The organism is Alitiscatomonas sp. (assembly GCF_037242085.1).
Lineage (GTDB): Bacteria > Bacillota > Clostridia > Lachnospirales > Lachnospiraceae > Alitiscatomonas > Alitiscatomonas aceti.
Window position 1 is genome coordinate 1 of sequence record NZ_JAXXBR010000101.1, and the last position, 17473, is coordinate 17473.

The window sequence follows — 17473 nt, forward strand, 5'->3', positions numbered from 1 at the left end:
CTAGAGCATACGGTTCATACCCGTAGTGTCGAGAGTTCGAATCTCCCTTCCGCTATGAAAAGCGCTTACCAGATGGTAAGCGCTTTTTAATGCGGTTTTGCAGTTGTTTTGCGGAGCAGCCTGCGGTACGCAGACAGCATTAAGAGCATTTTTCCCGTCGGCAATACCGCCAGAAAGGGATATAAAGAAAACAGGAACCAGAAAAAAAGGATCGTACTGACGGCGGCCTGCGGGATGCACAGGCAGAAGAAGGGTTTTTTTGCGGTTCTGGTAAGGAGCACATCGGCTTCCTGGAAAAACCAGATGCCATGTATAAATATTTTCTTATATCCAATGGTCCAGCTGCATCCGTTATAGGCGATCCATGCGTACAGCAGCAGGTCTGCAGCCATGGACAGCCCCGCAGATCCAGCCGGGATCTGCCGCTTCAGATAAAGAGCAGCCAGGATCTCGGCTGCACTGAACAGGCCGGGAAGAAGAATAGGGATAATTTTTTTCATGCAATTCCCCCTTTTTGCGTTCAGAGTGCAGACAGCTTGCGGGTTTCCATGCTTTTGTTAAAAAGATCATACCACAAAAAAGGGATAAAAAACAACATATCCATGGTTAAAATATTAAAAACACGGATCGTTATGCCTGCGCCATAAATATAAAGAGGATTGAGCCTGCAATAAGAAAATAAAGGCTGAGAAACCTGAACGGCCGGAGACAGACCAGAAGGTTTCTGGAAAGTATGAAAATATTATCCATATTTGTATTGACCGCGGACCAAAAATTCTCTATAATCGAATTAATAAAAATTCATCCAGGAGGAGACAGAATATGCCAAGAGGTGTAAAAAAATCCACAGCAGATAAGCTGCGCCAGGAATTAGAAAAGATCAGGAAAAACATTTCGGACCACGAAGAAAAGATCGCGGCTTTAAAGGAAAAAGAGAAGGAAGTACTGGATCAGATCCATGATGCGGAGATGGAGTCCATCCGTCAGACCATGGAGGAAAAGGGTCTGGACGTGGACGCGCTGAAGAAGATCCTGGACTGCTACGAAGCAGATTGCTCGAAGGATGAGGCAAACTAAACAGACGGAAAAGGAAGCCGGTATAAGCCGGCGCTCTGAACCGCAGATAAGGCTGGTGCTGGGGATGACCTCCGGCGCCAGTTTTTTTCGGCACAGACCCGCAAAGGAGGACTTGAATTGAAGTCAGATCATGAAAAGCGAAGGCGGCTGGCTTACGTTGCCCGCCGGTATTATTTAGACGATCAGAAGCAGAGCGATATTGCCGCGGAGCTGGGCATTTCCCGGCCCATGGTCAGCCGTCTTCTTACGGAGGCGAGACAGCTGGGGGTGGTGGAGATCACCGTCCATGATCCGGAGGTGAAGGCCGCCAGCCTTCTGGAGCGGCTGCGTGCCGGAAGCTCCATAAAAGACGGGATCCTTGTGGAGGATGGAGCCGGCGACGCCTCCACCAACCAGCTTCTTTCCCAGGGGGCGGTGGAGCTTCTGGAGCAGCTGCAGAGCCGCCGTCTGGGCGTGGGCTGGGGCCATCTGATCGGCCAGCTGGTGACATGGTTGGAAAAAAATCCCCGGCATGGCAGCTCCGTCACCGATATCTGTCCGCTGGTGGGAAATGCCAGCATTCCCGCCCGCAACTACCAGTCCAACGAAAACGTCCGCCTTATGGCCCAGCAGCTGGGAGCCTCCCCGCATTTTCTCTACCTGCCCGCCCTGCCGGAAAGCCTGGAGGAGAAACAGATCCTCTGCTCCACGGAAATCTACCGGCAGATCCATGAGGAATGGGAGCGGATCGACACCGCCCTGGTGAACATCGGCGACTATCCCTCCAGTCCGGACTTTGCCTCCCTGGTGCGCTACGGCGGCCTTCTCCAGGAGCACCATGCCTGCGGCCGGATGCTGGTCTACTATTTTAATGAAGACGGAACCGTGATCCAGTCGGACCAGGATTTTGCCATCCAGGTGCCCCTGGAAACCTTAAAACAGTGTCCTAATATCATCGGCGTCTGCTCTGCCAATACCAGCGCCAAGGCGGTGAAAGGAGCCTTAAAGTCCGGCATTCTGACCCACATCGTGGCCCGGTCCTCCCTTATCCACTCCATCCTGGAAAAATAGTTACATATGTAACCTCTCGAGTATATTTTATATCCTTGAGAGGTTTTGTTTTTATGCAATATGCATAATAATATTCCTAAATTTATATGGGATACATAGAATTTACCGCCGGAGCTTCCTTCGATATTGATTTACAAGGGCCTGCATGCTATGATTGTGAACATAAGTAACAAATATGTGCTCGAGTACGGATAAGGAGGTAACATTTGTGAAAAAAGAGGAGTTTGCGGACCGGCTGTCCTGCGCCTGTGCTTCAGTGATTTCGGCGGAACAGGAGCTGACCGAGATCGATTCCCATTTCGGCGACGCCGATCATGGCCTTACCATGAAAAAAATTGCCGGAGCCATTGATTCCGCCGTGAAGGGATCGGACGGAGGCATCAAAGAAATGCTGGACGATGCGGCCATGGCCGTGATGGTGTTAAACGGAGGCAGCGCCGTTCCCCTCTGGAACGCATGGCTGGACGGAATGCAGGAAGGGGCTCCGGAGGGAGACGAGATCGATGTTCCTGGCATCAAGGCGGTCTTTAAACGGGCTTTTGAGGAGTTGGATGGCGTATCCGGGGCAAAGGTCGGAGACAAGACCATGATGGATGCGCTGATCCCTGCCAGCGAGGCCATAGCTGCCTATGAGGGAAGCGATGAAAATGAGCTGTTTGCCATTGCCGCCAGAGCAGCTGCCGACGGCGCCGAGGCAAGCAGGCAGTTTGTTTCCAGGTTTGGAAGGGCCAAAAGCTACGGGACCCAGACCATCGGAACCCCCGACGCGGGCGCAGTATCCATGGCGTATTTCTTCCGCGGCCTGGCCCGGGCTTAAATGTAACGGAATCCATTAAAAACAGGAGGAACCTACTATGAAGATGAAAAAATTTATCAACGCCCCCGAGACCATCACCGACGAGGAGTTAGTGGGCCTGGGGCTTGCTTACCCGGACATCGTTGATGTGGACGGCCATCTGGTGATCAGTAAGGATTTAAAGGACGCGGACCGCGTGACCATCGTTACATACGGCGGCTCCGGCCACGAGCCGGCACAGGCCGGCTTCGTCGGAAAAGGAATGCTGGATGTGCAGGCAGTGGGCGATATTTTTGCGGCCCCCAACCCGAAGCTGGTATTTGACGCCATGAAACTGGCTGACAAAGGTCACGGCGTTCTGCTGCTGACGCTCAACTACGCAGGCGACCAGCTGGCCGGAAAGCAGGCCATGAAGCTGGCCCAGAAGGCAGGCCTCAATGTCCGCCAGGTGGTCACAGGCGAGGAGATCCAGTTTGATCCCAACGGTGAGGACAATAAACGGGGACTGGCAGGGGCTGTCGCTCTTTACCATATCGCCGCAGCTGCGGCCAGAGAGGGAAAGAGCCTTGACGAGGTGGCTGAGATCGCAGAGCGCTATGCAAAGAACATGGCCTCCATCACCGTGAAATCCACCGATGCAACTCATCCGCAGAACGGGATGTCCTTCGGCGACCTGGGCGAAACGGATCTGATGGAGATCGGCGCAGGCCAGCACGGCGAGGGCGGCGGAGTCCGCGTGCCCATGAAGTCCTCCAAGGAGACCGTTGCCACTGTGGCAGATGCCCTCTGCAGGAATCTGGAGTTAAAGGCCGGCGACCGGGCCTTTGTGATGATCAACGGCTGCGGAGCCACTACCATGATGGAAATGCTGGTCCTCTTTAAGGATACGGTTGAGTTCTTAAAGGAAAGGGGCGTGGAAGTGGCCGCCAGCATGGTAGGAGAGATCTTAACGGTCCAGGAGGCCGGAGGCTTCCAGATGAACATTGCAAAGTGGGACGACGAATTTATCCGTCTCTGGAACACGCCGTGCCACACACCGGCGTACAGCAAGGAGTAAGATTATGGCAGATAATATTGGAAATAAGGCTGCGCACGATTATCATCTTGATATTCCAGCTACGCAGGAGGGATTTTATGTGAAGGGCAGCGCCCACTGCGACTGGGGCATGAAAAACCGTCTGGGGAAGATGTTTGATCCCAGGTCAGGAAATACGGTGATGCTGGCCTTTGACCACGGCTACATCATGGGTCCCACCGCCGGTTTAGAGCGGATCGACCTGGTGATCCCGCCGCTGATCCCCCATGTAAACGTCCTGATGGGCACCAGGGGAATGATCCGTTCCTGTATCTCCCCGGCGGCTCCTGTGGCAAAATGCGTCCGGGTGACCTACGATTCCACGGTTCTTTATGACGATATGTCCAACGGCGGAGGGATCGCCTGCGACATTGAAAATGCCATCCGCATGAACGCCGACTGCATGGCCGTGCAGACCTTTATCGGTGCGCCCGGCGAAAGCCGTTCCCTGGAGCTTTTATCCCGCACCGCTGACGCCGGAGCCCGTTACGGGATCCCGACCCTGGGGGTGGTTGCTGTTGGAAAGCAGATGGAGAGGACTGAAAAGTTCTTCCTTTTAGCCACCCGCGTGCTGGCGGAAAACGGAGCCAATATCGTAAAGAGCTACTACTGCGACGGCTTTGAGCGCGTGGCTGCCGCATGTCCGGTCCCCATCGTCATCGCCGGAGGAAAGAAGCTTCCGGAGCTGGAGGCCCTGGAGATGGCTTACAGGGCGATCCAGGAAGGCGCCCATGGCGTGGATATGGGAAGAAATATCTTCCAGTCCGACTGTCCGGCCGGTATGGCCCAGGCCATCGGCAAGGTGGTCCATGAGGGGTATACCCCGAAGCAGGCCTTTGAGGTTTACGAAACGGTGAAAAACCAGTAACATTTTTATCTGTGCGGTGCGCCTGATAAAAAAGCCTCCGCCCGGGGGAGGATCTCCGGGGGAAGGCGCCTGAAGCGCAGAAATATTCATGGAAGAAACAGGAGGAACGAGCATGGCAGCTGAATATATGCACATCGGTATCCCGGTCACCAATAAAAAGCCCGGCATGGTCTATAATGAGGGGGCCAGGTTCTGGGTCAGCAGCGTGGACGACTATGATTACAAGATCGAGTATCTGAAATTTGAGGAGGGAACACCATTCCCGGAGGTCCTCCACCGCAATCCCCATGTGGCGTATAAGGTGGACGATCTTCAGAAATACATCGACGATGCGGATTCTGTTATCTGCGGTCCCATGGACGCCAATGGCAAGGGCGATCAGCTGGCCTTTGTATGGAAGGACGGAGCGATCTTAGAACTGTATCAGGAGGCATAAGATCCATAGCCCGGGCTTCTGGCCCGGGCCGTCAGACGAAAGGCGGGGTCCCGGTGTCTGTCGGATGGGGGGCTAAACAAAAGTCAGCGATATCTGGTTTTTGATAACCAGGTATCGCTTCTTTTGTACCCGTAAAAGCATTTTTATCAGAGAAAAACAGACCTGTGTTATGTTTTTATGTTATAGCAGCAGTTGCCTCAAAACCGTAATGATCGATATATATTCGATTTCCTTTGCATAGGCAAACTGTCTGCGGTATTTGTTCCACATAATCTGAAGTTCCGGATTTTCTTCGATATCGTGAAGAATAGCGGGAACATCTGCGATCCGCTGAGTGGTGCCGCGATGGTCTGCGGTTGCTCTCAGTGCCTCTGCAAACACAGCTTTATCAAATTTCTGTGTTGTCGTCAGTATGTAAGCATCGTAAAAATCTCTTGGACGGGTATTGAATACGCCGCGCCGCAAAATGGTTTCCACCTTTTCTGCCATAACAGTTTCGATGTTATATGCCCACAGTTCGTATGATTGCCCATCATCAAAAATTTCAAAAAAGTTGTACTGGACTGCATGGGGCGTGATCGCGTCGCCGGCGGATACATCAATGCTGAGCGGAGTCAGAAGAGTATCCAGCTTTGCATTCAGCATGACACGGTATCCGCCATAAATATCATCTTCACGGATGGGAGAAATAGTTCTGATTTCAAATACAACTCCATCATCAAATGCAATATCACAAATATCTTCCAATGCACTGCGGATTGCTTCTGGTGTAAGGGGCAGATTTTTGAGAGTGGTATCCATATCCATGGTTGCGCGGTTGTCCAATCCAACAATCGCAGCCACCAGCATACCGCCCTTTAATACAAACTTTTCTTTGTAGTCGGAAGCGGAAAGACGGACGAGCAGACGCTCAAACATATAGTTTTGCAAAATGACCTGTGCAGGGATATTCTTCTGTCTGGCGATATTGCGGATTCTCGCTTTCAGACTCATTGCTTTACTCATAGAAGCACCTCCAAATATTGACGCAGGACGTTGGATACCCGCATTTTTTTTGCGTAAGAGTTTAATTTGTTCAAATCTTTTTTTGGGGTTGCCGCATACAGCTTTAACGCCGCGAGGAAAGTTTCTGTTCCCAATTTGTTCCGGCTGCGGATCACATCACAAATTGTGCGTTCAAGATCGTATGCGGGAACATCATTTCCTGCGGGTGTTCTCAGAGTTGTTTTTCCAAGTTCAAACAAATCAGGCTTGATGTAATATACCTTGCATTCAGATTTAATTGCAGCGGATGGGATACAGCCGGAGGGTGCAGTGATCGTATGTTCAAACGGTGTGCGGTCAGAAATTCCATGAAGGTAGAGCGCAGTTTCGTGAGAAAAAATTACTTTTTTAGAGCGATTGCTGATCGCTAGCAGCTCATCCTGCATATCATCCGGAAGGATATACTGTCCTTTTACAATGCGATGGATCTTATCTTCTTTACACAATTTATAAAGCATTGCTTTGGAGATGCCATGCTGTGCTGCTATCTTGGTTTCGATAATTCCTCCATGCGATTTTGCAATAGCGGCGAGTTCAGTTATGTAATCCATACATTCACCTCAATTATAACAACCTAATAATATTATACACATAATTATGATGTAAGTCAATACAATTAAATGCACATTCAAAAAATATTTACAATTAAATTATGATAAAAGTAAACATCGATTTTAAATGAAACATTTACCATACCCCCAAAACCAAACAAGGGAAAAGGCACGAACCGTAAAAAGCCAGTGCCATATCATAGGAACGCGTGCTCCGGGACTTTTAGAATCGGAGAATGGGGAGGGATGCATACTTGTATTGTATGGCCGGGAGAATTATAATGGAAAAGCCAGAGACGGGGACTGGAGCAGAGGATGATGGCCGCAGGAAGCATCGTCTGGCAAGAAGCCGGCGGACGGCCGGACAAAACAGGGAAAGGGGTTTTGCCATGAACCGGATTTTGATCATAGATGATGACAAGGAGCTGTGCGTTCTGATCAAACGCAGCGTATTATCCGAAAATATAGAAGCCGATTTCTGCAATACAGGAAAGGCCGGCCTTTTGAAATTGAGGGAAAGGGAGTACCAGCTTGTGATACTGGATGTGATGATGCCGGGCATGGACGGCTTTGAGACCCTGGAGGAGATCCGGAAGGAAAGCAGCCTTCCGATCCTGATGTTCACATCGAGGAATGACAGTATCTCAAAGGTGCGGGGGCTGCGGGCCGGAGCGGACGATTATCTGACAAAGCCCTTTGATATGGAGGAGCTGATCGCCCGTATCGTTTCGCTGATCCGCCGTTATACCCGTTTTAACCAGCCGGATGGGGCAGTGCAGAAACTTGTATTTGACGGACTGGAGATCGATCCGGAAGCCCGTCTGGTCACTGTGGAAAACAGTACCCTTGAGCTTCCTCCGAAGGAATTTGACCTTCTGTTATACTGTGCAAAAAATCAGGGAAAGATCCTGACCAAGAAGCAGATCTATGAAAATGTCTGGGGAGACGAATATCTCTATGACGACAGCAATATCATGGCGGTCATCAGCCGGCTCCGAAAAAAACTGGAGGCCGCTCCTTCAAGCCCAAAGTATATCCAGACCATCAAAGGGATCGGCTACCGCTTTAATAAGGAGGTATAGCTGGTATGGAGATCCTTGTTTTTCTGTCCATTCTGACCGCGGCTCTGGCGGTCCTGTCCTCCTGGTACCGCATCCGGCGGGCAAAAGAGCAGATCGCGGAGATCGCAGACGCTCTGGCTGACGTGAAAAACGGAAATGGCGGCCGCCGGATCCTGTCCGCCGCAAATGAGCTGGCAGCCCCCATTGCCTATGAGATCAATGAGATCGTTGTGTCCTATGAACGCAGGCTTTCTGCGGTGCGGCAGACAGAGGAGGCAAACCGCCAGCTTATGACCAGCCTTTCCCATGATGTCCGGACACCCCTTACAACACTCATCGGATATCTTGACGCCGCCCACAAAGGACTTGCTGCGGGCAGGGACCGGGATGAATATATCGAAACGGCCCGCCGGAAGGCCCACGATCTGAAAGAATATATTGACGTTCTCTTTGACTGGTTCAGGTTGAATTCCAATGAGTTTGCCATGGAGATCCGTCCTGCTGAAGCGGCAGAGCTCACAAGAAATATCCTGATCGACTGGATCCCGGTCTTTGAGGATAAGGAGATTGGTTACGACATTGACATTCCCGAGCGTCCGGTCCGGGTAAGGCTCGACGCAGACGGATATATGAGGATCATAAACAATCTCATCCAGAATGCGGTCGCCCACAGCGGCGGGGATGAAATTAAGATCGCTCTGTCAGAACAGGGAGCTGCCATGAAGCTGCTGGTGGCGGACAATGGCGTGGGGATCGGGAAGGAAGATCTGAAGCATATTTTTGAACGGCTGTATAAGTGTGATAAGGGCCGGTCCCAGAAGGGCAGCGGGCTGGGCCTTTCCATTGTCCATCAGCTTGTGGAAAAGATGGGAGGCAGCATCACTGTGGAAAGCACACCGGGAAAAGGAACAGAATTTACCCTGGTTTTCCCCCTGGATGAGTGAGCGGCCCCCTGGCATTCTGGCCGGATCTTAAACTGCAAGGTTTTTGCAAGGCTGCGGCAAGGTTCATGCAAGGATGGCGTGATAGAATCCCTTACAGAACAGGAGGTTTGCCTATGGACACAAATACCATCATTGAAACAAGAAACCTGACCAAGCAGTATGGCCCGCAAAAGAGCGTGGCTGACTTAAGTATCCATGTGAAGCGCGGGAGGATCTATGGTCTGCTGGGGAGGAACGGGGCCGGAAAAACGACCACCATGAAAATGCTGCTGGGACTGACGAAGCCCACGTCCGGCGAGGTGCGGATCTGGGGAAATCCTTTGCAGGGGAATGAAAAGAAGATCCTGCCCCGCATCGGCAGCCTGATCGAGTCCCCCGGCTTTTATCCCAATCTGACCGCTGCGGAAAATCTGCGTATCTTTGCCATTCTGCGGGGCGTGCCAAACGGTCATGCCATCAGGGATGCCCTGGATCTGGTGGGGCTGCCTTATAAAGACAAAAAGCTCTTTTCCCAGTATTCCCTTGGCATGAAGCAGCGGCTTGCCATTGCCCTTGCCATTATGCACGATCCGGAGCTTCTGATCCTGGATGAGCCCATCAATGGGCTTGATCCCATCGGCATTGCAGAGGTGCGTTCATTTATCCGGGAGCTCTGTGATACAGGAGGGAAGACCATTCTGATCTCCAGCCATATCCTTTCGGAAATTTCCCTGCTGGCGGACGATATTGGGATCATTGACCACGGCACACTGCTGGAAGAGGAAAGCCTTGCCAGACTGGAGCAGAAAAGCGGCAGGCATGTCCGTTTTACGCTTTCCGACACCGCCCAGGCCGCAAGGATCCTGGAGTGCAGCTTCCATGAAACCCGTTTCTCCATCCAGGATGACCACAGGCTGCAGCTCCACAATCTTGATCTGCCGGTCGGAAAAGTTGTAACTGCCTTTGTGGAAAACGGACTGGAGGTATCGGAGGCCCATACCTGTGAAGAAAGCCTGGAGGATTATTTCAGGCGTGTGACGGGAGGCGAGGGGATTGCTTAGACTGATGGAATGTGAATTTCTGAAGCTGAAACGCAGGCCCCTGGTATTTATTTCCCTGGTGCTTTCCGTTTTCATGCCGTTGGCGTACGTTTTTTTTCTGTCAGATGTGAATACGGATGTGGATGCTGTAAACGGAGTGATGTCCAGCCTGTTCCAGCTCAGCGCATATCTGCTTCTGATGCCGCTTCTTGTGATCCTGGCTTCCAGCCTGCTGTTTCAGGAGCTGGACCATGATACTCTGAAAAACCTTGCGGCCATACCCGTGGACCGGACGAAGCTGGTGCTTTCCAAAATGCTGGTCCTGCTGCTGTTTGCCGTTGGCTTCATGGCGGCGGGAGGCCTGGTGAATCTTGCGGTCCTGCTGGTCCAGGGATGGGAGCCGGTTGGGTTCTGGACGCTGTTCTGGGTTGGGCTGGAAGAGGGAGTGATCATGTGGGCCGGAGCGCTTCCCTGCATTCTTCTGGTGGTCCTTCTCAATAAAAATTATATCGTGTCCGTTGTGATCACCTTTTTTTACACCATTGTGAATTATATCTTTTCCATGAACGATCTCTTTCTGACGCAGCCCTTTGGGCTGAACATCGGTACCCTGCTTCCGGGACCGCTGGCTTTCCGCTGGACCTTCCAGTTTTATGACCAGAGCCGGACAAGCGCGGAGCTGGCAGAGCTGCTGGAGCGGATCAGCCCGTATTTTCTCGGCCGCGCCCAGGTGTTCAGTGTGATCGTTGTGGAAGCCATTGTTTTTCTGACGCTGATCGCGATGGCCTTCCGGCGTCAGGAGATTTAAGGAGGTGGGATCATGTGGAATCTGTTAAGAGCAGAATTACTGAAGCTGCGCCGGTGCCAGATCCTTCTGGTAGGGCTTGTGGCCCTTGGGCTCTGCCCTCTGGTACAATATGGAAGCCAGATGATCATTGAGGCGGAATACCGGGATCCGGACTATGATATCCAGACGCTTTTTGCCAATGTTGTCTGGGGCAACACCCAGATATTTCTGCCCATTTCACTGGTGATGACAGGCGCCTGGCTCATGGACAGGGAGTCTTCCCATGATACGCTGAAAAATATCATGGCGGTCCCTGTTTCCATGCCAGGGCTTCTGGGGACAAAGCTGCTTCTGACCGGCATGCTTGCAGTCTTTCTGGGAATATACAGTGTCGGCGTTACCCTGGTCACTGGACTGGCGGCCGGCCTGCCGGGACTGACTGCGGAGGTGCTTTTTCATGGCAGTACGCAGATCGTGGCGGCTGCCTTTACTACAAGTCTGGTCTGTATGCCCCTGATCCTGATCTTTGGACAGATCCGCGGGGCTTATCTGGGAGGCTCCATCCTGGCGTTCTTCCTGGGGTACAGCATGCTGTTCTTCAAAGGCGGCGTCCTTTCCAGCCTGTATCCGTTTTCGGCTGCGCTGGTCCTGGCGGGCTTCGATCTGAGCGGATATGCCGGGATGACCGCGGCTCCGGATCCGGGGCTGGCCGCCGCCGGGGTTGGCGTTATGGTCCTCTGGACAGGGCTGCTGCTTTTGCGGTCCCGTAAGAAAAAAGAGATGCGTCCTCGCAGGCAGGCCAGTGCCAGGGGGAAGGCGAGAAGGGCTGCGCCGCTGTAAGGGGCTGCGGCCCGTGGTTTCCGGAGGCTTTTTTCAGGACCTTTGGCTGTGCCGGTCCACATGTTCCAGTTTTTTCATCTTGACACACAGAACAAATGTTCGTATAATAAGAATAGAACATACGTTCTTTTTTGAAACGGGGGATGATACGGCAGACCGTCTCCTCTGCGTATAAAGCTGTGTGGGAAAGAGAGGATGGCTGGAATGGAATATCGGGCATTGGGAAATTCAAATCTGGATGATGGGACCGTCAAAGGCGACCGGAGAGAGGCTGCCTGTATGGCGTGGTTTCCTGCCGGACGGGAGCTGTATCCGGTTTCTGTTAAATTTAAGGGCGACGACGGGGAGGTCATCTGCGTCAGGAACATCAATATCTCATCGTCAGAGGATATTCTGTGCAACGGGATCGCTTCAAAGCAGTTTTTGTGCAATGCGGTCATCGGCGGCCTGGTCCAGGATTTTGCCCTGATCTTTTATGCCAGGCCGTCCCGGTGGGAGATCGTATTCCGCTCAAGGCAGTAGGGGGCGGAAGTCCTGCTTTTACCAGGATTTTTCACAGAGCATTCACGGAATCCATGAAAAATAAAATTATTGTTGACATTTTATTCTAAACATGGTATCCTAATGTTCGTTGAGCAAAGCGTGGCGGAATAGCTCAGTTGGCTAGAGCATACGGTTCATACCCGTAGTGTCGAGAGTTCGAATCTCCCTTCCGCTACTAAAATGGGATCCTGAATACAGGGTCCCCTTTTTTATAGAAATTTTCTTATCTTTTTTCCGTATTCTGTGGTATACTAAATATAATTTCGTTGTATATTATATGATTTATGTAATACCAGCAGGATAAAACGGAGGGTTCCATGTATCAGTTTATCGTAAATCCCAGTGCAGGAACTGGTAAGGGGTATCGCATATGGAAAAGGCTGGAGAAGCAGCTGGAAAATGAAGGACGGGAATACCGGGTGTTTTTTACGGAAAACCGGGGAGATGCGGCTGAGATCGCCAGGGCGCTGACCGCCGATAAAAATGAACCGAAGACGATCATTATCGTAGGCGGAGAGGGGACGTATAACGAAGTTTTAAACGGAGTGTCCTTTAAAGGGATGGTGACCCTGGGCTACGTCCCAGCGGGATTCCGGAACGCCCTTTCCCGGAGGAGCCGGCCGCACAGTAAGGTAAGGGTCCAGTGCAGGCACGTCCTCCATCCGCAATATTATGAACTGCTGGATTACGGCGTTGTGACCTGCGGGGAGGATGAGATCTTTAACCGGAGGTTTGCCGGAAGGTGCGGCGTGGGACTGGATGCGGCCGTCTGCCATAACCTGCTGTGCTGTCCCGTCCGCAGCCAGATGAACCGGCTTCATATGACCGGAATGCTGAAGGTGGTACTGGCGTTAAAGCAGCTGGCGCTGGCGCGTCCGGTGCGGGGGCATCTGCTCCTGGACGGCGTAAGGAAGGTGGAATTCAATTATATCTACTTTATCACGATCCGGATGGGGCAGGAGAAAAAGAAGAGGCCAAGACGCGGACAGGAGGTACCGGAGGACAGCGGGAAGATGACGGTCTACGTGGCCAACAGCTCTCTGAAGCGGAGGATGTTCGGGCCGGTCCTGGACGTGATCGCAGGGGTAAGAAAGAAAGAGCGCGGTGTCAGGAGCTTTGAATGCAGCGAGGTGGCGGTCCATCTGGAGCGGCCCCTGGCGGTCCATGTGGACGGGGAAAGCTGTATGTGCCAGCAGGATATGCAGATCCGGTGCATCCCCAGGAAGATCCGGATGATCAGCGCTTAGAATAAATATCAATGGCAAAGGAGAATGAGTATGAGGATCGGTCAGGGATACGATGTACACCGGCTGACGGAAGGCAGGAAGTTGATTCTGGGGGGTGTGGACATTCCCTATGAAAAAGGGCTTCTGGGTCATTCAGATGCAGACGTACTGCTGCACGCCATTATGGATGCGCTCCTGGGAGCGGCTGCCCTGGGAGATATCGGGCAGCATTTCCCGGATTCCGACGAGGCGTATAAGGGGATCTCCAGCCTTTCCCTTTTAAAACGGGTGGGAGAGATCCTGGCGGAAAACGGGTTCCTCATTGAGAATATCGATTCAACGGTGATCGCCCAGAAGCCGAAGCTTCTGCCGTACCGGCCGGGGATGATGGAGAATATCGCAGACGCCCTGGGACTGGAGAGAGACCGGGTCAGCGTTAAGGCTACCACAGAGGAGGGGCTGGGCTTTACGGGAAACGGCGAGGGGATCGCGGCCCAGGCCGTGTGCCTGCTCTCCACGGTGGCAGATTACGATCCGGTGGACCGGATGGATGCGGGAGGCTGTACGGGCTGTCCCGGCTGTCAGAAAGAATAAAAAAGAGGAGAAGACCATGAAAATCTATAATACCCTTTCCAGAAGAAAAGAAGAGTTCGTTCCGGTGGAGCCGGGAAAAGTAAAAATGTATGTCTGCGGCCCCACGGTCTATAACCTGATCCATATCGGAAACGCCCGTCCCATGATCGTATTCGATACGGTCCGCAGATATTTTGAGTATAAGGGCTATGAGGTGAATTTTGTATCCAACTTTACTGACGTGGACGACAAGATCATTAAAAAGTCCATCGAGGAGGGCGTGGACGCAGATACGGTCTCCAAGCGGTATATTGCCGAATGCAGAAAGGATATGGAGGCAATGAATATCATGCCCGCCACAAAGAATCCCCTGGCCACAGAGGAGATCGGCGGCATGTTGGATATGATCCGCACCCTGATCGAAAAGGGCTATGCTTACGCGGCGGCAGACGGCACCGTTTATTACCGGGTGAGAAAATTCAAGGATTACGGAAAGCTGTCCCATAAAAACCTGGACGATCTCCAGTCCGGCTTCCGTGAGATCAAGGTCACTGGTGAAGAGGGCAAAGAGGATCCCAACGATTTCGTGCTCTGGAAGCCCAAAAAGGAAGGAGAGCCCTTCTGGGAGTCCCCCTGGTGCCAGGGCCGTCCCGGCTGGCATATTGAGTGCTCGGTCATGGCCAAGAGATACCTGGGTGACGAGATCGACATCCATGCCGGCGGCGAGGATCTGATCTTCCCCCACCACGAAAATGAGATCGCCCAGAGTGAGGCGGCCAACGGTGTGACCTTTGCCAGATACTGGATGCACAACGGCTTTCTGAACATTGATAATAAGAAGATGTCCAAATCCCTGGGCAATTTCTTTACAGTACGGGAGATCGGAGAAAAATATGATCTCCAGGTGCTCCGTTTCTTTATGCTGAGCGCCCATTACAGAAGCCCGCTGAATTTCAGCGCGGAGCTGATGGAGGCGTCGAAAAACGGCCTGGACCGTATCCTTACAGGCGTTGAGAAGCTGAAGGAGCTGGAGGAAAAGGCGGCTGCCGGAACCATGAGCGCCGCAGAACTGGAAAACCAGAAAAAGGCCATGGAGCTGGTGGAAAAATACGAAGCGGCCATGGAGGACGATTTCAATACGGCCGACGCCGTATCCGCAGTCTTCGAGCTGGTAAAGCTCAGCAACTCCACTGCATCTGCGGAAAGCACCGGCGCATATGTGGGCTGGATGAAGGAGACCATTGAACGGCTCTGCGGCGTTCTTGGGATCATCACAGAGAAAAAGGAAGAGATCCTGGATTCTGAGATCGAGGATATGATCGCCCAGAGGCAGGCTGCCAGAAAGGCAAAGGATTTTGCCCTGGCTGACCAGATCCGAGGAAAGCTCCTGGATATGGGGATCATCCTGGAGGATACCAGAGAGGGAGTAAAATGGAAACGGGCGTAAACTCTTTTTCCCGGTTTAAGGAAGCGTTCCGGCTGAAGGAGGCGGACGCTTCCCAGTATTCGCCGCTGGTGCTGGCCTATATCGGAGATGCGGTCTATGAGATCATGATCCGCACCAAGGTGGTCAACGACGGCAACGTCCAGGTGAACAAGCTCCATAAGCATACGGCGGGGCTTGTGAAGGCGTCGGCCCAGATGGAGCTTCTGCTGGCTGTGTGGGAGGAACTGACCGAAGAGGAAAAGACGGTCTGCCGCCGGGGGAGGAACGCCAAATCCGGCTCCATGGCTAAAAATGCCACCATGAAGGAATACCGCATGGCCACAGGCTTTGAGGCCCTGGTGGGATATCTTTATCTGGCGGAGCGGTTTGACCGGCTCGCAGAGGTGGTGAGCCTGGGACTTGAAAAAATCGGAGAACTGAAAGAGGAAGACGGAAGATGAGATATGAAGAACTGACCATAGAAGGCCGCAACGCGGTCCTGGAGGCATTCCGGGCAGGAAAGCCCATTGACCGCCTGTTTATCCTGGACGGATGCCAGGACGGGCCTGTAAAGAGCATTTTGCGGGAAGCAAAAAAACACGATACCATCATCACCTTTGTGCCCAAAGAGCGGCTGGACCAGATGTCTGACACGGGCCACCACCAGGGGGTCATCGCTTATGGAGCAGCCTATGAATATGCAGAGGTGGAGGATATGTTAAAGGCTGCCGAGGAAAAGGGGGAGCCGCCGTTTCTGATTCTTCTGGACGGCATTGAGGATCCCCATAACCTGGGTGCCATCATCCGTACTGCCAATCTGGCAGGGGCCCACGGCGTCATTATTCCCAAACGCCGCGCTTCCGGTCTTACGGCAACAGTGGCCAGAACATCAGCCGGGGCGCTGAATTATACGCCGGTGGCAAAGGTGACCAATCTGGCGGCCACCATCGAGGATCTGAAAAAACGCGGCCTGTGGTTCGTCTGCGCCGATATGGGCGGGGATGTGATGTACCGGGTGAACCTTACGGGCCCCATCGGCCTGGTGGTGGGCAACGAGGGCGACGGAGTCAGCCGGCTGGTCCGGGAGAAATGCGATATGACGGCCTCCATCCCCATGCAGGGACAGATCGATTCCTTAAACGCGTCTGTGGCCGCCGGTGTGCTGGCTTATGAGATCGTGAGACAGAGGATGGGAAAAAAGTAAGAAACAGAGAGGGCGGGTACGGTCTGACGTACCCGCCTTTTTTGTGCCATGGGCCTGGAAGCTCAGCTTTCCAGGGTATATACCCGGTACAGATTGGACCAGGGATTTCCGATGATGTAGGACGTATAGACCCGGCCGGGCCGCACGCTGATGCCAAAGCTCATGATCGGGTCGTTTACCATACAGGCGGAGCAGCCGCCGGTGATGGCCGTCAGGAGGATCACTGGAAGCTCTGCAAAGCCCGTAAGGGACGCCTGGGAGGCGGTGACGAAAAATGTATAGTTTCCGGCTGCCGTCTGCTTAAAGGTGGTCACCTCTTTAAAGCCCACGCCGCCGAAGACGATCTGGTTATTAAAGGTGCGTACGTCGTAATTGGAGCCGCTGTAAGACATATTGGCCACCCGGAGGCAGCCGTAGCCTGCCGGGATATTGGTGCAGCCCATGTCGGAGACACGGGACAGGGTGATGCCTCCCGGCATGTCAAGGAGCACCATGGTCACCTTTTCCCCGGAAATGAAGGATAGGGTCCTCCGGTACAGGGCCGGGCCGTTGGTACGGCGCACAGTGACGGTATGGAAGCCGTCGGACACCTGGATGTAGGAGGATACAGTGGCAAAGGTGGAACCGGAAAAAATATTCCTTCCGTCGATATATACGTCCAGATCCTGGCCGTTGGTGGAGGCGTTTAAGAAACGGACCTGGCTGGAATAGGGAGAGGACGGAGGGAAGGGAAAGACCGGAGGCACCGGCCACGGAAACGTATTTCCCGGCCAGACAGGCTCACCGCCCGGAGGCGCCACAGGCGTGGTGGGGACGCCGGCCAGGTTATTGTCCGGCCAGACAGGCTCACCGCCCGGAGGCGCCACAGGCGTGGTGGGGACGCCGGCCAGGTTATTGTCCGGCCAGACAGGCTCACCGCCCGGAGGCGCCACAGGCGTGGTGGGGACGCCGGC

At 53.1% G+C, this 17473-nt stretch carries 21 protein-coding genes and 1 tRNA gene; 18 read left to right on the top strand and 4 right to left on the bottom strand.

All coding sequences use genetic code 11. From position 1 onward, the window contains the following. Positions 1-86: 86 nt before the first annotated feature. Positions 87-500 (bottom strand): hypothetical protein, encoded by a 414-nt coding sequence (locus WIH05_RS10850; RefSeq protein WP_022273315.1) that lies wholly within the window; start codon positions 498-500, stop codon positions 87-89. 322 nt (positions 501-822) lie between these two features. On the opposite strand from WIH05_RS10850, the gene WIH05_RS10855 reads away from it, so the two are divergent. The 6 genes from WIH05_RS10855 (at position 823) to WIH05_RS10880 (ending at position 5302) form a co-directional block, all read left to right on the top strand. Continuing rightward, entirely contained in the window at positions 823-1077 is a 255-nt protein-coding gene (locus tag WIH05_RS10855; protein WP_022273314.1) for a nuclease SbcCD subunit C, read from the top strand. A 117-nt stretch (positions 1078-1194) separates the two neighbouring features. Further along, the gene (locus WIH05_RS10860; RefSeq protein ID WP_022273313.1) at positions 1195-2127 is read left to right on the top strand and encodes a sugar-binding domain-containing protein; all 933 of its coding nucleotides are present in this window, start codon (positions 1195-1197) and stop codon (positions 2125-2127) included. Between the two features lie 208 nt (positions 2128-2335). After that, positions 2336-2944: a DAK2 domain-containing protein gene (locus WIH05_RS10865; protein WP_022273312.1), complete on the top strand. Its 609-nt coding sequence runs from the start codon at positions 2336-2338 to the stop codon at positions 2942-2944. 37 nt (positions 2945-2981) lie between these two features. Then, a complete protein-coding gene (locus WIH05_RS10870; protein ID WP_337425369.1) occupies positions 2982-3980 on the top strand; it encodes a dihydroxyacetone kinase subunit DhaK in 999 nt (332 codons plus the stop codon). Positions 3981-3984: 4 nt separating this feature from the next. After that, positions 3985-4866: a 3-hydroxy-5-phosphonooxypentane-2,4-dione thiolase gene (gene lsrF / locus WIH05_RS10875; RefSeq protein WP_022273310.1), complete on the top strand. Its 882-nt coding sequence runs from the start codon at positions 3985-3987 to the stop codon at positions 4864-4866. Positions 4867-4978: 112 nt separating this feature from the next. Further along, entirely contained in the window at positions 4979-5302 is a 324-nt protein-coding gene (locus tag WIH05_RS10880; protein ID WP_022273309.1) for a hypothetical protein, read from the top strand. A 180-nt stretch (positions 5303-5482) separates the two neighbouring features. Here WIH05_RS10880 and WIH05_RS10885 read toward each other — a convergent pair whose 3' ends face one another. Further along, positions 5483-6307, bottom strand: a complete 825-nt coding sequence (locus tag WIH05_RS10885) for a nucleotidyl transferase AbiEii/AbiGii toxin family protein (protein ID WP_022273308.1) — start codon at positions 6305-6307, stop codon at positions 5483-5485. Next, positions 6304-6897 (bottom strand): type IV toxin-antitoxin system AbiEi family antitoxin domain-containing protein, encoded by a 594-nt coding sequence (locus tag WIH05_RS10890; protein WP_022273307.1) that lies wholly within the window; start codon positions 6895-6897, stop codon positions 6304-6306. The genes WIH05_RS10885 and WIH05_RS10890 overlap by 4 nt, the downstream gene beginning before the upstream one ends. Before the next feature lie 389 nt (positions 6898-7286). Here WIH05_RS10890 and WIH05_RS10895 point away from each other — a divergent pair, with 389 nt between their 5' ends. The 12 genes from WIH05_RS10895 to rlmB all read left to right on the top strand — a co-directional run bounded on the left by WIH05_RS10895 (position 7287) and on the right by rlmB (position 16520). Beyond that, the gene (locus tag WIH05_RS10895; protein ID WP_337425374.1) at positions 7287-7979 is read left to right on the top strand and encodes a response regulator transcription factor; all 693 of its coding nucleotides are present in this window, start codon (positions 7287-7289) and stop codon (positions 7977-7979) included. Between the two features lie 5 nt (positions 7980-7984). Continuing rightward, positions 7985-8902 (top strand): HAMP domain-containing sensor histidine kinase, encoded by a 918-nt coding sequence (locus WIH05_RS10900; RefSeq protein WP_337425370.1) that lies wholly within the window; start codon positions 7985-7987, stop codon positions 8900-8902. A gap of 113 nt (positions 8903-9015) precedes the next feature. After that, a complete protein-coding gene (locus tag WIH05_RS10905; RefSeq protein WP_022273303.1) occupies positions 9016-9942 on the top strand; it encodes an ABC transporter ATP-binding protein in 927 nt (308 codons plus the stop codon). Further along, entirely contained in the window at positions 9935-10729 is a 795-nt protein-coding gene (locus WIH05_RS10910; protein WP_022273302.1) for an ABC transporter permease, read from the top strand. The genes WIH05_RS10905 and WIH05_RS10910 overlap by 8 nt, the downstream gene beginning before the upstream one ends. Positions 10730-10741: 12 nt before the next feature. Continuing rightward, entirely contained in the window at positions 10742-11548 is an 807-nt protein-coding gene (locus WIH05_RS10915; RefSeq protein ID WP_022273301.1) for an ABC transporter permease, read from the top strand. Between the two features lie 204 nt (positions 11549-11752). Continuing rightward, positions 11753-12070 (top strand): hypothetical protein, encoded by a 318-nt coding sequence (locus tag WIH05_RS10920; RefSeq protein ID WP_022273300.1) that lies wholly within the window; start codon positions 11753-11755, stop codon positions 12068-12070. Between the two features lie 122 nt (positions 12071-12192). After that, a tRNA-Met gene (locus tag WIH05_RS10925) sits at positions 12193-12266 on the top strand. A gap of 142 nt (positions 12267-12408) precedes the next feature. After that, complete coding sequence (locus WIH05_RS10930; RefSeq protein WP_022273299.1) at positions 12409-13338, top strand: diacylglycerol kinase family protein; 930 nt, start codon at positions 12409-12411, stop codon at positions 13336-13338. Positions 13339-13368: 30 nt separating this feature from the next. Then, positions 13369-13911: a 2-C-methyl-D-erythritol 2,4-cyclodiphosphate synthase gene (ispF, locus tag WIH05_RS10935; protein WP_337425371.1), complete on the top strand. Its 543-nt coding sequence runs from the start codon at positions 13369-13371 to the stop codon at positions 13909-13911. A 16-nt stretch (positions 13912-13927) separates the two neighbouring features. Further along, on the top strand, positions 13928-15337 hold the full coding sequence (cysS, locus tag WIH05_RS10940) for a cysteine--tRNA ligase (protein ID WP_022273297.1): 1410 nt from the start codon (positions 13928-13930) through the stop codon (positions 15335-15337). After that, on the top strand, positions 15322-15777 hold the full coding sequence (locus WIH05_RS10945; protein WP_337425372.1) for a ribonuclease III domain-containing protein: 456 nt from the start codon (positions 15322-15324) through the stop codon (positions 15775-15777). The genes cysS and WIH05_RS10945 overlap by 16 nt, the downstream gene beginning before the upstream one ends. Next, complete coding sequence (gene rlmB, locus WIH05_RS10950) at positions 15774-16520, top strand: 23S rRNA (guanosine(2251)-2'-O)-methyltransferase RlmB (protein WP_158357390.1); 747 nt, start codon at positions 15774-15776, stop codon at positions 16518-16520. Before WIH05_RS10945 ends, rlmB begins: the two co-directional genes overlap by 4 nt. 62 nt (positions 16521-16582) lie before the next feature. Here the strand turns inward: rlmB and WIH05_RS10955 are convergent. Continuing rightward, a partial coding sequence (locus WIH05_RS10955) for a DUF4397 domain-containing protein (RefSeq protein ID WP_337425373.1) occupies positions 16583-17473 on the bottom strand: 891 nt, incomplete at its 5' end.

Coding starts and splice junctions, on each gene's coding strand:
- WIH05_RS10905 (WP_022273303.1), top strand. CDS start 9,016: ATGGACACAAATACCATCATTGAAACAAGAAACCTGACCAAGCAGTAT.
- WIH05_RS10900 (WP_337425370.1), top strand. CDS start 7,985: ATGGAGATCCTTGTTTTTCTGTCCATTCTGACCGCGGCTCTGGCGGTC.
- cysS (WP_022273297.1), top strand. CDS start 13,928: ATGAAAATCTATAATACCCTTTCCAGAAGAAAAGAAGAGTTCGTTCCG.
- ispF (WP_337425371.1), top strand. CDS start 13,369: ATGAGGATCGGTCAGGGATACGATGTACACCGGCTGACGGAAGGCAGG.
- WIH05_RS10945 (WP_337425372.1), top strand. CDS start 15,322: ATGGAAACGGGCGTAAACTCTTTTTCCCGGTTTAAGGAAGCGTTCCGG.
- WIH05_RS10855 (WP_022273314.1), top strand. CDS start 823: ATGCCAAGAGGTGTAAAAAAATCCACAGCAGATAAGCTGCGCCAGGAA.
- lsrF (WP_022273310.1), top strand. CDS start 3,985: ATGGCAGATAATATTGGAAATAAGGCTGCGCACGATTATCATCTTGAT.
- WIH05_RS10915 (WP_022273301.1), top strand. CDS start 10,742: ATGTGGAATCTGTTAAGAGCAGAATTACTGAAGCTGCGCCGGTGCCAG.
- WIH05_RS10880 (WP_022273309.1), top strand. CDS start 4,979: ATGGCAGCTGAATATATGCACATCGGTATCCCGGTCACCAATAAAAAG.
- WIH05_RS10895 (WP_337425374.1), top strand. CDS start 7,287: ATGAACCGGATTTTGATCATAGATGATGACAAGGAGCTGTGCGTTCTG.
- WIH05_RS10850 (WP_022273315.1), bottom strand. CDS start 500: ATGAAAAAAATTATCCCTATTCTTCTTCCCGGCCTGTTCAGTGCAGCC.
- WIH05_RS10870 (WP_337425369.1), top strand. CDS start 2,982: ATGAAGATGAAAAAATTTATCAACGCCCCCGAGACCATCACCGACGAG.
- WIH05_RS10890 (WP_022273307.1), bottom strand. CDS start 6,897: ATGGATTACATAACTGAACTCGCCGCTATTGCAAAATCGCATGGAGGA.
- rlmB (WP_158357390.1), top strand. CDS start 15,774: ATGAGATATGAAGAACTGACCATAGAAGGCCGCAACGCGGTCCTGGAG.
- WIH05_RS10930 (WP_022273299.1), top strand. CDS start 12,409: ATGTATCAGTTTATCGTAAATCCCAGTGCAGGAACTGGTAAGGGGTAT.
- WIH05_RS10885 (WP_022273308.1), bottom strand. CDS start 6,307: ATGAGTAAAGCAATGAGTCTGAAAGCGAGAATCCGCAATATCGCCAGA.
- WIH05_RS10920 (WP_022273300.1), top strand. CDS start 11,753: ATGGAATATCGGGCATTGGGAAATTCAAATCTGGATGATGGGACCGTC.